Source organism: uncultured Brachyspira sp. (assembly GCF_944388875.1).
In the GTDB taxonomy this organism is placed as follows: Bacteria; Spirochaetota; Brachyspiria; order Brachyspirales; family Brachyspiraceae; genus Brachyspira.
The window spans coordinates 1-14394 of the sequence record NZ_CALXKQ010000025.1; the positions used below are offsets into that span (position 1 = coordinate 1).

A 14394-nucleotide genomic window follows, 5' to 3' on the forward strand; every position below is an offset into this window, starting at 1 on the left:
TGGCTGGCTGGCTGGCTGGCTGGCTGGCTGGCTGGCTGGCTGGCTGGCTGGCTGGCTGGCTGGCTGGCTGGCTGGCTGGCTTTGATGATTAAAGCTAAGTGATTTAAATTATTGAAATATATTTCCATTTACTATATTATAAATTGAAATATAAAAAAAACAAGAATAATTTTATATATTTTACAATGTGATACTTGACAAAATAATGTATTTTTGTACAATATGATAAAATTTAATAATTTTAGGAATACAAATGAATGATGAGCAATTATTAAATTCTTTTTATAATTTAATTTGTAAAAAAAAAGATTTAATTTTTGATTTAATTACTAAAGAAAATAAAAAAATTATTCCTCAATTCAATATAATAAAAATTTTAGATTATTCTAATTTAGAAATATATAATAGTAAATTAATATATGAAATGCTTAAATTAAATTTTATTGCTGATAATGAAAAAGAAGTGAACTTTGCAAGAGATTTTGCCAATTATATTATAAAAAAAGAAGAAGAAGGTTCTCATACTGAAATAAATACTGATGGCAAAATAGATGTTTATAGAGAAGTTTCTACTTCTAGAAATAGACGAATTGATATTCTTATTAAAAGTGAAAATAATTTTGAAATAATTTTAGAAAACAAAATAAATTCCTATGAATTAAATAATCAGTTATATGATTATTATAAAGACAGATCATCGCATATTGATGAAAAGAAATTATTTGTTGTTTTATTAACTAAATATGGAGATAAGCCTACTTCTTTAGGAGATAAATATAATAAGTTATCAGAAGATAATAGAATACGTTGTTTATCGCATGATGAGCTTGGAGATTTTATTGAAAAAAATATAATAGGAAAAGAAGAATATTCTTTTTTATGGAAAGATATAAAATATCATTCTCTTTATTCTGGTTTAATACAGATGAGAGATAATGAAAAATTAATTACTAAACAATTTAGGAATGAAGATATGGAAGATAAAGTTATAAAAAAATTTTTGATTGAAACAGATGAATATAAATCATTGAATAGTGTTGAAGATATTAATAATTATGCTGATTTACTTTATAGAGCTGCTAATATAATTAAAATGAAAAAAATAGAAGTTTCTCCTATAAAAGAGAATATTGATTTATTAAAAAAAGTTATAGAAGAATTAAATAAATATTTTGAAAATAAAGAAAACAGTAATAATTATATTTTATCAATAGAGAACATTGAATATCATCTTATTAATGATGATTTTTCTAGGGCGATAACTTTAAATTTAAAAGATTCACATTTAAGATTATCTGTAATATTATGGATAGCAATTAATCAGTTTTATATTTGTGTGTTTTCAAATGATGCAGAAATTAAAAATAAGTTATATGATGCTTCTGTTAGAAGTGATATATATAATATTATGAAATTTGAAGAAGAAAATGAAAATAATTTTTTATATACAAGATATATATATGACAATGCTAATGTTGAAGATGTAGTATCTATTATAATAGGACTTTATGAATATTTAGAAAGAAAAAATTTATAAAAAATATTATTTTTTCATATATAAATAGATTGACAAAATAATGTATTTTTATACAATATATTATTATATAAATATTAATTTTTAGGAGAATTTTTAAATATGGCTACTAAAAAGAAAGAAACTGCTGAAGTAAAAAAAGATGGTAAAAGCGAAGCTATAGAAGCTATCACTGATCAGATAAATAAAAAATACGGTCCGGGTTCTTTTATGAGGCTTGGAAGCAATAAAACTGTTAATGTTGATGTTATATCTACTGGGGCATTAACTCTTGACCATGCTTTAGGTGTGGGAGGAGTTCCACGCGGAAGAATTATAGAGATTTATGGGCATGAGGCTTCTGGTAAAACTACATTAACTTTGCATATTATAGCTGAAGCTCAAAAGGCTGGAGGTTATGCTGCTTTTATAGATGCTGAACATGCTTTAGACCCAGTATATGCTAGTGCTTTGGGGGTTGATATTGACAATTTATATATTTCGCAGCCAAACAGCGGAGAAGAAGCTCTTGAGATATTAGAAAAAGTTGTTTCTTCTACTGCTTTTGATATAGTTGTTGTAGACTCTGTTGCTGCTTTAGTATCTAAAGCTGAACTTGCCGGAGATATAGGAGATGCTCATATAGCTTTGCAGGCTAGACTTATGAGCCATGCATTGAGGAAACTAACTGCTATAATAAGCAATACTAATACTGCAGTAATATTTATTAACCAATTAAGACAAAATATTGCCACTACTGGTTATGGGGCTGGTCCTACTGAAACTACTACAGGCGGTAAGGCATTAAAGTTCTATTCTTCTGTTAGGCTTGATATTAGGAGAACAGAATGGATAAAAAAAGGTGATGAAACTATAGGGCATAAAGTAAAAATAAAGGTTGTAAAAAATAAATTATCATCTCCATTCAAAGTTGTTAATTTAGAAATTATATTCGGTCAGGGAATTTCATCTGAAGGACTTTTGATAGACTTGGCAATGGAAGCAAAAATTATAACAAGAAGCGGTGCTTGGTTTTATTATAATGGTGAGCAGATTGCACAAGGAAAAGAAAAGGTAAGGGAGCTTTTAGCATCAGACCCTAAAATGCGTATGGAACTTGAAATACAAATTAGAGAAACTCTCAATATGGGAGGAGTTGATAAGGTAAAAGAAAAACTTGCTGAATATTTGGAAGAGCAAAAGAACGGCACAATCAAACATGAAACTGAAAAAGAGAATTCTAATACTGAAGAAGAGGCACATTCTCCAAAGAAAAAATCTTCTAAAAAAATAGATGCTGATGATTCTAATCTATTAATGAGTGCAGAAGAGGCTTATAATGATGATGAAACTTATAATGATAATGAATTTGAAGATGACAGCATAATAACTCCAGTAAAAAATTAATATTTTTGAAAAAATTAAAGGGCTTTATTATTATATAAAGCCCTTTTTTTATTATTAATTTGATTGTTAATTAAGAATAAAAGATATACATATTTTTATAAAATGATATAATATTTCAAATGAAGTTAATAAAATTTGTATTTATTTTAGCAATAAATATTTTTTTAATATTTAATCCGCTTTCTGCTCAAACAAATCTGCAGGCTGGTTTATATATTGGAGCTGATTTAAATGGACGTTTTAGTCCTTATTTAGACGGCGGCGGAAGAATATTTCTATTTTATAGATTCATATCAGATGTATTTCCAGGATATATTTGGGAAGGAATAAAAACAGATTTAGGGATAAGCGATCATATAAGTGCTGAAATGAACAGGCTTACTGTTTTTCTTAATGCATCTATAAGCAGTTATTTTAATATAGATGCGAAGGTTTCTCTTCTTAATTATTACACTTCTTCTGCTAAGAGAGGATTTGTAAATTTTGATAGTCCTGAAGATGAATTTGGAACAAACGGAATACTAAATGCTAATAAAACTTCAAATATTTCATTTGAGGCAGAAGTTACCCCAACATTTAAAGTGAGTTTCTTTAAATCTTTATTTGAAGGAAGAGGACTAACATTACAGGCTGGATTAACTTTTAAGTATGCTCATAATCAGCATGGCAAATACTATTTAGATTATGATCTTCTTTTAATAAGGGATCAGGATGATATATCCTATAAACTTGATGCTATGCTTCTTTTTGATTTGATGCCTTTATCTGTGGGAATTAATTATATGCTTGCTTATATGAATAATACGAAACAGCTGTGGCATTCGATAGGAGCGTATGGACATTTTCAATACGAGTTTTTAAATAGGATATATACTGAAGTTAATTTGAAAATAGGTCAGTATATAGCACATCCTGAATTTAGGGCAACATTATATTTTGATATGAATGCTATGGTTACATTTAGAATCATTTAGTTTAATAATTAATATATTAAAAATTATCTAATTTTAAAATTACGAATATGATGTATTATATGTCTTGTAATAGCTCATTTCAATGTATAAATATTCAGTCTTTCATCTAATTATACTGAGTATGCAGTCATAAAAGGAGCTAATATGCATAATTTGCAGCAATTCATAAAAATAAAAATTTTAGAAATTATTACTTATTAATTAAGTTTTATGTTTTTGAAATATTATATTGTTATTTATTTTTTTTATTGTAAAATATGTTAACTAAATATTAAGGGATTAATTTATGAAAAAGATTTTTATTTCTATATTATTTTCTTTATTTTTTATGTCTTGTTTGGACTATACCCAATATGTTACAATAGATGAGAATGATACTATAAGCATTATTGCAATAGTTACAGTATCAAAATCTGTGGTGGAATTATCCGCTTTATACGAAGGTTATGAAGATAATGTGCCTGAGAGCTATTATGATGAGATTTTATACGGAATGGAAAAAGAAGCTAAAAGTAATTATCCTAGAAATTTTAAATTTAAACGTATAAATAATGATAATGAAATAGGGCTTTATGTAAATGGTACAATCAAAGAAAAAGATTTGAAAGAAAGCGACAGTTATTTACTTCCTGTAAGAAGCGGAAATAAATTTATGTTTGTGCCTTTTGAACGTTCTGATGATACAAGTGATTATAGTGAGTATTCTTCTATGTTTAGTTCAATGAAAATGAAGTTAATAGTTTCAAAAACTTACATACCTACTGTAAGTGCATGTTATATTTCTTCTTATGATGAATTAAGGGATGTTAATGTTTATGATTTAAAAGATTCTTTTTTAATTGAAATACCAATTTTTGCTGATATTTCCAACCCTGTTTTATATATTGAATTATAAAGTATTATTTTATTAGTAATAATTATATAAGGTTTGCTTGTAAAATTAATATTTTATAATAAGTATTGATATTTTGAATAATAAAAAAGATATTCATAATTGACAATTATTTATTATAAATTATAATAAAAGATATTATGAAGTTATTGCTTGTAACGTTGGCTATTATTTTTGCATTATCTATGTATGTTATTCCTTCATACTATATAATATCGCAGTGTGATCATCATTGTTTAAATGAAAATTGCGGAACTTGTTTAAAGCTGATGTTCATAGTAAAAATAATAAATAAGATATCAAAAATACTAGGTATATTTTTCTTCATAATAATATATTTATCTTTAACTCAAATTGTATTTATAAAGCAGAGTAATATATTATACAAGACTTGCATCACTCCAATAAGACTAAAAGTAAAATTAAGCAACTGATATAAATTCTTTTTTAAAAACAAAAAATATTTAAAGGATTTGTAATGAATAAAAAGAATTTAATTTTAATTTTATTAGTATTGTTAATATCATGTAATAATAATGATAATAATAGAACATCTAATGATAATGGCAGAATAAAAGCAGTAACTACAATATTTCCTATATATGATTTTACTAGAAATATAGCTTCAAATAATGCAGATTTACAAATGATAATAAAACCCGGTGTGGAGATACATTCATTTAATTCAACACCTGCTGATATAATAGATATACAAAATGCTGATATATTCATATATATAGGAGGCGAGAGCGAAGAGTGGGCTGAAAAAATAATCAATTCAATGGACACCAATGGTAAAAAAATAATAAGGTTAATAGATTATGTTACGGCATTGGATGAAGAGATTGTTGAGGGTATGGAGCATGATGAGGAACATAATCATGAAGGCGAAGAAAATCATGATGAGCATGATGAACATGTAGAAGAATCTCATACTCATGAAGGTGTTTATGATGAACATATATGGACTTCTCCTAAAAATGCTGTTTTGATGGTAAATGCTATTGCAAATGCTATGTCTGAAATTGATCCTGATAATGCTGACACATATAAATCTAATGCTGATAAATACAATAAAGAATTATTAGTTTTAGACAATAAAATGAGAGAAGCTATAAACTCATCTAAAAGAAAAAATATAGTATTAGGAGATAGGTTTCCCTTTAGATATTTGGCAGATGAATATGGTTTGGAATATAGAGCACCTTTTACAGGATGCAGCAGTCAGCTTGATGCTAGTCCCAAAACTATTGCTTATTTAATAAATTATATTAAAGATAATAATATACCTTATTTATATTATATAGAACTGAGTAATGGAAAGATAGCAGATACTATAATTGAACAGACAGGTGTATCTAAATTACAGCTTCATTCAGGACAAAATGTAAGCAAAGAAGAATTTGATTCTGGTATTACATATTTATCGATTATGAGTAATAATTTAGAGAGTTTGAAGAAAGGGTTGAATTGAATGTTGAATATAAAGGATTTGTCAGTATTTTATGACAGTAATGAGGTATTGTCTAATATAAGTTTTTCTTTAAATAGAGGGGATTATCTTTCTATAATAGGAGAAAATGGTTCAGGCAAAACTACTTTGATAAAAACTATACTTGGACTTATAAAATATAAAAAAGGCGGAATTTCATTTGACGGCATCAAGAAAAATGAGATAGGCTATCTTCCTCAGCAGGGAATAGTTCAGAAATCATTTCCTGCAAGTGTATTTGAGGTTGTTATATCAGGAAGACTAAATAAGAAGAAGTTTCTGCCTTTTTATACTTCTATTGATAAAAAATCAGCTTTAGAAAATTTAAAAAAACTTAATATAGAAAATTTAAAAAATAAATCATATAAAGACCTTTCAGGGGGACAGCAGCAGAGAGTAGCATTAGCTAGAGCATTATGTTCTGCTAAAGAGCTTCTTATACTTGATGAACCTTCTACGGGACTTGACCCTATAGCAACTGCTGATCTTTATAATTTAATAAAAAAACTTAATAATGAAGTTACTATTATAATGATTTCACATGATATAGCAAATGCAGTAAAATATTCTAATAAAATACTTCATTTAAATAAAAATATACTTTTCTTTGGAAGTACAGAAGATTATATAAAAACTGATATATACAAAAGAATATTAGGGGAGGATATGAAATAATGATTGCTTTGCTTCAGGAACTTTTTTCATATACTTTCATAGTTAGGGCTGTTGTTGTTGGAATATTAGTATCATTATGTTCTGCACTTTTGGGCGTTAATTTGGTTTTAAAAAGATATTCCATGATTGGTATTGGTCTTTCAAATGTAGGATTTGGTGCTTTATCTCTTTCAATGATGCTGGGATTTTCTACTTTACAGCTTTCTATACCTATTGTAGCCCTTGCATCTATACTTCTTTTAAGACTTAGCGAAAACAGTAAAATAAAAGGAGATGCAGCTATTGCTTTGATATCTAGTGTATCTTTGGCTGTTGGTATTATAGCTATTACGGTAAAAACTGGGATAAATACTGATGTATGCAATTACATGTTTGGAAGTATACTTGCTATGAGTAAAAGCGAAGTTTACATAAGCATCACTTCAAGTGTTATAATTATAGTACTATATATTTTATTTTATAATAAGATATTTTTGGTAACATTTGATGAAAATTTTGCACGTGCTGTAGGTATTAATGCTGAACTTTATAATATGCTTATATCTATACTTACATCTTTAATTATAGTATTAGGCATGCGTATGATGGGAGCTATGCTTATATCAAGCCTTATCATCTTTCCAGCATTAACATCTATGAGAGTTTTTAATACTTTTAAAAGTGTTGTAATTTCATCAGCTGTACTGTCGGTATTTTGTTTTTTTGTAGGTATAGTGGCATCATTTCAATTAGAGTATCCTACGGGAGCATGTATTGTTATGGTTAATTTAGCTATGCTTTTAATATTTTCTGTAATAGGAAAGATTATAAAACAATTTAATTGGAGGAATTGAAATAATGAAAGCTGTATTATTTTTATTTATTGTATTGTTATCATTTTCTTCTTGTTCAAAAAAAGAATATAATGACGGATGGTTTGATATAGAAAAAAATTATGTTGATATACCGCAGAAAAAATATGATTACGGTAATCCTAGAGATAAGTCTAATGATAAAACCAATTCTAATGATACATCTAAAATTGATATGAATAATATTATAGAGATAAAGGAGAGAATGTTTATTAATCAATGCAATGATGTTTATTTGAATCCTGATGATTATAGGGGAAAATTAATAAAACTTGAAGGTATATATGACGGTTTTACAGATGAGGAAACAGGAGAGAAACTCAATTTTGTATTTAGATACGGACCTGGATGCTGCGGATATGACGGAGTTGCGGGTTTTGAGTTTAATTATAATGGAAAAATACCTAATCCTCAGGACTGGATAGAGGTTGTAGGTGTTGTAGAGATACTTGATATAGATAATTATGAAACAGTTAGACTCAATGCTATAAGTTTGAATGTACTTGATAAGAGAGGAAAAGAATTTGTAGCTAATTAAAATTAGATAATTTCGTATATTTATATTTTATAAACCATGTTGCGGACAAGATAATTATATATTTATTATCTTGTCCATTTTTATATTATAATGTTATTTCCAAAAAGCCCCAACTCTTTTTTTTACATTCTCTTTCAAATCATAATAATAAAGAGCAATATCATAAGCATGGTAAACACCTTTTTCAAATACGCTTTTTTCTCCTGCATAAAAATCATCAGGGTTTATAGTACTGCATTTTACAACGCCTCTTGCTTTATCTACTTTGGCATCTGCTATTTTAGTAGGATTTCCGTAATTTGATGCAATATTAGCTCCAATGCTTTGTTCTTTTGAAGCTAAAGTTTCATCCAATGTCCAAGTTATAGGATTTATTGATATGGAATTTTCAAGAAGAGTAGGGTTATAGCCGTTAAAATCTGGGCTTTCTGTATTATAAGAAATTATTACTCCTGTATCATATTCGCCGTTTGCAAATCTTAAATGAGGATTTTCTTCTAACTCTTTCTGAGTAACAGAGTAGCCAAGCACATAAGCAGCAACCATTCTATTTTGTAAGTTTTCATTTGTTTTTAAATAATCTTTTAATATTTCTTTTATCATTATAGCACCTTGAGAATGTCCTGCCAATATAAAAGGTCTTCCATTATTGTAATTTTTTATATAATAGTCGAATGCTGCAATAACATCATCTTTCGGTGCAGATAGAAAATATTTATCCTGTTCTTCTTTGCTTATATTATTTTTTTTATCTACAAGATATAGTGCATCAGCCTGTCTGTAAAATGGGGCATATACGCTTGCGGTTTCATCAAATACTCCTATATGCTGAAGAAGCATCTCTTTAGCTCCGCTTCTCATAGGAATATAATCTATAGGGCATATTATATTCTCATTTGTATTTTCTCTTGCCCAAGTTGTAGGGTATAGATAAAATACATCAACTTCCCTCTCATTAGTATTTTCTGCTATCATCATCCAATTATTTTTATCTGAATAATCGGTTTTTGTATCTGCCGTTTCTATTATACCTATTGTTTCTGGAGTTTTATTATTATTACAGCTTAATACAGCAGCAATAATTAATGATAATACAGTAAATATTTTAATTTTATTAATCATAATTTCATCCTTTATTGAAATGTCATATAATTATAAATGCAAAGGTATTAAAATCAATTCTTAAAATAGTTTTTAATATATTATCTCCATTTATCAATTTCATCTAATCTAGGTTTGTATACTTTATCATATAGTATTTTAGTTATTTTGTCATGCTCTTCTTTACTTTTTATAGCACGGCTTGTCATTATTCTCATTTTCATAGTTGATATTTTGTTGTCTTTATCTATGCATGGCATATCATAATCATATTCGGCTAATATAAGTCCGAATCTTTTATACCAGTCAATACGTTTTTTAGCAATTTCATTTAATTCATAAGGTTCTACCTCTATTACAATTAATTTATCTTTAAGTATATCAAGTATTTTAGTTAGAACCTCAGAGCCGTAATTTTTTCCTCTTAATTTTTTGTCTATAGCTAGATACTCTCCGTAATTAAAATCATCTAAATACCATAGCATAGTTAATCCTATAGGTGTTTCATCATCTAATATACCATAAAATTTATAATTATGATTATCTTTATTTTGTAAAGTCATAGAAAACGACCATCTTTCTTCAGGAGGAAATGCCTCATTGTATAACTCTTCATAAAAATTTTTATTTTTTAAATCATATTTCATTTCAATTAATTTAATCATAAAAACACCTCTAAATATATTATTAGTCCGATTATATACTATTTTTATAATTAAGTAAATATAGTATATATTTTTATATAATTTAAGTATGAGTAATCATAATTTTTATAATTATACTTGAACTTTTTAAATAAAGTTATATATTTAAAAATATATTCCAATTTTTAGAGGTTTTTTATGGCTAAAATGAAAGTTATGATAGCATCATCAGAAGCAGCACCATTTATTAAAACAGGCGGTCTTGCTGATGTTGTTGGTTCATTACCAATATATTTGAAAAAATTAGATGTAGAGGCTTTTGTTGTTCTTCCTAAATATAGAGATATTAATTTTCAGGATTGTTATTTAGAAAATGTGCTTCCTACTATGGGAGTATGGATGGGCAATGGAGAGGAATGGTGTTCTGTATTTAAAACTGTTAAAGACGGCGTAGATTTTTATTTTATAGAACATCATAGTTTCTTCAGCAGAGAAGGGCTTTATCATGATGCCTCTTTTAATGATTATCAGGATAATGCTTGGAGATTTGGGTTCTTTTCACGTGCTGCTTTGCAGTTATGCAAGGATTTACAGTTTGATGTTGATGTTGTGCATGTAAATGACTGGCAGACAGCGGCAATTCCTGCATATATAAAAACTTGGCATTGGAATGATAAAATAGGAAGAGCTGCAAGTTTGCTTACTATACATAATGCTAATTATCAGGGTATATATAATGCAGCAACTACTTATGATTATTTAGGATTAGGATGGAATAATTTTAGTCCTGATACATTTGAGGATCATGGAAATATTAACTTTTTAAAAGGCGGAATATTTTTCTCTGATGTTGTTACTACAGTAAGTCCTACTTATGCAAAAGAGATATCTTATCCTTACGGAGGGCATGGAATGGCACCTTATTTGCAGAATAAAACAACAAGTTTCTTTGGAATACTTAATGGCATAGATGAAAATGAATGGTCCCCTGAAAAAGATAAATATATACCTGCCAATTTCTCTGCAGATAAGATGGAAGGTAAAAAAGTATGTAAAAAAGAACTGCAGAAAAGATTTTTATTAGAAGAGGATGATGATGTTGTATTAATAGGTGCTGTAGGAAGATTTGTAGATCAGAAGGGATATCATTTTATAGCTTCTATAATAGATTCATTAGTTAATAATATGAAAATTCAATTCTGCATACTTGGAACAGGAGATAAAGGACTTGAAAATTTCTTTGGAGATTTGCCTAAGAGATACCCTACAAGAGTTGGTTCTTATATAGGATATAGTAATGAATTAGCACATTTGATAGAGGCTGGATGCGATTTGTTTGTTATGCCTTCATTATTTGAACCTTGCGGACTTAATCAGATGTATTCTTTGAAATATGGAACTTTACCTATTGTACATGCTACTGGAGGGCTTGAAGATACTGTTCAAAATTATAATGAACAAACAGGAGAGGGTACAGGATTTAAATTTTATGATTCTACTGATTCTGCATTATATAATACTATAGGATGGGCTGTAAGTGTTTATTATGATCATAGGGACAGATTTATTGAAATGCAGAAGAGGGGTATGAAGATAGATAATTCTTGGGAGAAAAGTGCTAGAGAATATGTTAAGGCTTATGAACTTGCTATTTTAAATAAAAACAATTATGATAGAAACTGCGGATTATAAAGCTAGTAATTTTTATATAAATAATAAATAATAATCGGAGAGTTTAGTAAATGGAAAAAACGAATAATATTTTGTATGTAATGTCTGGACAAAATTTTCAGGATGAAGAATATTTTGAAAGTAAAAAGGTATTTGAATCTGCAGGATATAGAACAGAAGTATCATCTACTTTTATAGGTACAGCTCAGGGAAAATTAGGCGGTATTGCCAATATAGATTTGCTTTTCAGTGAGGTTGATGCTGTTGAATTTGATGCTGTTGTATTTATAGGCGGTATTGGATGTATAACTTTATGGGATGATTGGCGTACTCAGGGGCTTGCTAAATTATTTTTAGATAATCAAAAAATAGTTGCAGGTATAGGAAGCGGTGTTGTTATTATGGCTAATGCTAAAATATTAGATGGCATTAATGTTACTTGTCTTTCTGCTGATGAATCTCATGTAAGACATGGCAATGCTAATATATCTAATGAGAGTGTTGTAGTATCTGGAAATATTATAACAGCAAACGGACCTAGTTCATCTAAAGATTTCGCTAATGCTGTAATTGGTGTCTTAAACGGCATTTCTTAATTTTTAATTAATTCATTTAATAAGAGGGATATAAAATCCCTTTTATTATAGAATTTATAGAATTAATTAAAAAGTAATCTATATATAAATATCTTAATAATTTTTAAAATTATAGTAAATTATGATTTATATATTTTATGGGGTTTTATTATGGGATTTGGTAATAAAGTTTTGAATGCTTCTATTAGAAGAAAGATAGGAAGTAAAGTAAAGAATTATTTGAAAGATAATGCTGTTTCTATAAAAGATATAGATAAAGAAATATATATACCTATAAAATACCCTAATTCTAATATTGATAATTTCCTTTGCAAATTAAAAAATGTTAAAATATACTCGAGTTGGGGATTTTATTTTACAGAAAATAATAATTTGATAAAAGAGGTATTGCCGTTTAATAAGGTATTAAATCTTGTAGAAGAACTTGGAGGAAGATTTGCCTTTTATAAATTTAGATTTAGAAAAAAGACTGATTTAAATGTATTTAGCCTTCAGTCTATATGGAATGTTTGCTTTGGACATTGGATACATGAAACTCTGCCTAAGTTATTTATATTAAGGGATTCTGGATATCTTGATAAAATAGATGCTGTTATTTTGGGTGACGGATGTAAATCAAAATTTCATAATGATAGTTTGAAAATTTTTGGTCTTGATAAAAAGAAAATAATATATATTTCTGATCAAACAGAAATTTTGTGCGAAAATTTATATTTATCATCTTTTCCTAGTGAGGATACTCATTACCCTGATATATGGATTTGTAATAGATATAGAGAATTAGCTAAAGAATTAATAAAAGATTATGATGTTAATAAATTTCCTAAAAAAATATATTTGACTAGAAGAAATGTAAAAACTAGAAGAATACTAAATGAAAATGAACTTATAGATATATTATCTAAGTTGGGATATGATATAGTCTGTCCTGAAGAATATTCTTTACAAGAGCAGTTTTGTATGTTTTATAATGCTGATAAAATTATTTCTATATTAGGAAGCGGGCTTACAAATCTTGTTTGTGCAAGAGAAAATATATCTGTTCTTGGTATTATGCCTTTTATAAGACCTGAAGATACTCATAAATATATAATAAATAAGATAAGAGATGATGGTAAGGGTTATTTTCAATACATAGAGAGAGATGAAAATAATTATGTTTACCATAATAAACATAACAGAATGAATGATTTTGATTTTTATCTCGATATAAATAAATTTAAATCTGTTTTAAACGAATTTGAAAAGAATTAATTTATATATTTTATAATATTAGTATTAAATGTGTAATATTTAATATTTAATGTCATAGCAATTTTAAATTATTGTATAAAAATACATTATATCTGCTTGTAATTTATTTAAATTTGATATATAAGATACTTATACAGTATTTATTTGTACTGTATAAGTAGGAGCTTATATATGAAACCATTTCAAAATAAACTTTATCACAAGAAATTAATAAAAAATATATTAGACAATATAAAGGAGGATGATTACTTTTATAACAAGAAATATAATTGGGAGGAGTGGGTTATAATGCGTGTTGATGTTAATAATGCTATAAGCAAATTAGATAATATTGATACATCTAATTATAATCCTGAAGTTTTAGATATTATATTAAATATTTTGAAGGAGTATTAATAATAATGTGTAATTTATGTCCTAAATATGAAACTTGTAATAAATTATGTGATATGGTATTAAATGAACTTAATAAAAGCCTTGGCAAAAGAAAGCATAATATTGATACCATTGACAGCAGGGAAGTTCTATTAAGTAATGATGATTTGGATAATATAATATACTATAGTTCATTAACAAATAATGAATACAGCAGATTATCTAATTTAGTTATAGCTATATTGACTCCTAAGCAAAAGGAATTATTAAAATTATTTTCAGAAGGTAAGACACAATCTGAATTGGCTGAGATATTTAATGTAAGTCAGTCTTCAATATCGCAAAGTATTAAAGCAATAAAGAAAGAGATATGCTGTCAATTTAAAATGGTTATAGAGCTATAATCATAAA

15 protein-coding genes are annotated in these 14394 nt (G+C 27.2%); 13 read left to right on the forward strand and 2 right to left on the reverse strand.

Annotated elements, in window-relative coordinates; translation table 11 throughout:
- Positions 1 to 253 precede the first annotated feature (253 nt).
- The 8 genes from Q0J69_RS11865 to Q0J69_RS11900 all read left to right on the forward strand — a co-directional run bounded on the left by Q0J69_RS11865 (position 254) and on the right by Q0J69_RS11900 (position 8342).
- On the forward strand, positions 254 to 1537 hold the full coding sequence (locus Q0J69_RS11865; protein WP_297207850.1) for a PD-(D/E)XK nuclease family protein: 1284 nt from the start codon (positions 254 to 256) through the stop codon (positions 1535 to 1537).
- 99 nt (positions 1538 to 1636) lie between these two features.
- Complete coding sequence (gene recA / locus Q0J69_RS11870; protein ID WP_297207851.1) at positions 1637 to 2920, forward strand: recombinase RecA; 1284 nt, start codon at positions 1637 to 1639, stop codon at positions 2918 to 2920.
- A 119-nt stretch (positions 2921 to 3039) separates the two neighbouring features.
- Positions 3040 to 3894 (forward strand): toxin A, encoded by an 855-nt coding sequence (locus tag Q0J69_RS11875; protein ID WP_297207853.1) that lies wholly within the window; start codon positions 3040 to 3042, stop codon positions 3892 to 3894.
- Between the two features lie 286 nt (positions 3895 to 4180).
- A complete protein-coding gene (locus Q0J69_RS11880) occupies positions 4181 to 4789 on the forward strand; it encodes a hypothetical protein (protein ID WP_297207855.1) in 609 nt (202 codons plus the stop codon).
- 475 nt (positions 4790 to 5264) lie between these two features.
- The gene (locus tag Q0J69_RS11885; protein ID WP_297207857.1) at positions 5265 to 6260 is read left to right on the forward strand and encodes a metal ABC transporter substrate-binding protein; all 996 of its coding nucleotides are present in this window, start codon (positions 5265 to 5267) and stop codon (positions 6258 to 6260) included.
- Positions 6261 to 6953: a metal ABC transporter ATP-binding protein gene (locus Q0J69_RS11890; RefSeq protein WP_297207859.1), complete on the forward strand. Its 693-nt coding sequence runs from the start codon at positions 6261 to 6263 to the stop codon at positions 6951 to 6953.
- Positions 6953 to 7786, forward strand: a complete 834-nt coding sequence (locus Q0J69_RS11895) for a metal ABC transporter permease (RefSeq protein ID WP_297207860.1) — start codon at positions 6953 to 6955, stop codon at positions 7784 to 7786. The genes Q0J69_RS11890 and Q0J69_RS11895 overlap by 1 nt, the downstream gene beginning before the upstream one ends.
- A 4-nt stretch (positions 7787 to 7790) precedes the next feature.
- On the forward strand, positions 7791 to 8342 hold the full coding sequence (locus tag Q0J69_RS11900) for a hypothetical protein (protein ID WP_297207862.1): 552 nt from the start codon (positions 7791 to 7793) through the stop codon (positions 8340 to 8342).
- 93 nt (positions 8343 to 8435) lie between these two features.
- Here the strand turns inward: Q0J69_RS11900 and Q0J69_RS11905 are convergent, their stop codons facing one another.
- Both Q0J69_RS11905 and Q0J69_RS11910 read right to left on the reverse strand, forming a co-directional pair.
- Positions 8436 to 9464, reverse strand: a complete 1029-nt coding sequence (locus Q0J69_RS11905) for a DUF3089 domain-containing protein (RefSeq protein ID WP_297207864.1) — start codon at positions 9462 to 9464, stop codon at positions 8436 to 8438.
- A gap of 80 nt (positions 9465 to 9544) precedes the next feature.
- A complete protein-coding gene (locus Q0J69_RS11910; RefSeq protein WP_297207867.1) occupies positions 9545 to 10108 on the reverse strand; it encodes a GNAT family N-acetyltransferase in 564 nt (187 codons plus the stop codon).
- Positions 10109 to 10285: 177 nt separating this feature from the next.
- On the opposite strand from Q0J69_RS11910, the gene Q0J69_RS11915 reads away from it, so the two are divergent.
- The 5 genes from Q0J69_RS11915 (at position 10286) to Q0J69_RS11935 (ending at position 14387) form a co-directional block, all read left to right on the forward strand.
- Positions 10286 to 11779, forward strand: coding sequence for a glycogen/starch synthase (locus Q0J69_RS11915; RefSeq protein ID WP_297207868.1), 1494 nt, complete (start codon positions 10286 to 10288; stop codon positions 11777 to 11779).
- Positions 11780 to 11829: 50 nt separating this feature from the next.
- Positions 11830 to 12354 carry a DJ-1/PfpI family protein gene (locus Q0J69_RS11920; protein ID WP_297207870.1) on the forward strand — a complete coding sequence of 175 codons (525 nt, stop codon included), beginning with the start codon at positions 11830 to 11832 and terminating at the stop codon, positions 12352 to 12354.
- A 150-nt stretch (positions 12355 to 12504) separates the two neighbouring features.
- Positions 12505 to 13608 carry a glycosyltransferase 61 family protein gene (locus Q0J69_RS11925; RefSeq protein ID WP_297207872.1) on the forward strand — a complete coding sequence of 368 codons (1104 nt, stop codon included), beginning with the start codon at positions 12505 to 12507 and terminating at the stop codon, positions 13606 to 13608.
- A 171-nt stretch (positions 13609 to 13779) separates the two neighbouring features.
- On the forward strand, positions 13780 to 14004 hold the full coding sequence (locus tag Q0J69_RS11930) for a hypothetical protein (RefSeq protein WP_297207874.1): 225 nt from the start codon (positions 13780 to 13782) through the stop codon (positions 14002 to 14004).
- 5 nt (positions 14005 to 14009) lie between these two features.
- Positions 14010 to 14387, forward strand: a complete 378-nt coding sequence (locus tag Q0J69_RS11935; protein ID WP_297207876.1) for a helix-turn-helix transcriptional regulator — start codon at positions 14010 to 14012, stop codon at positions 14385 to 14387.
- Positions 14388 to 14394 lie beyond the last annotated feature (7 nt).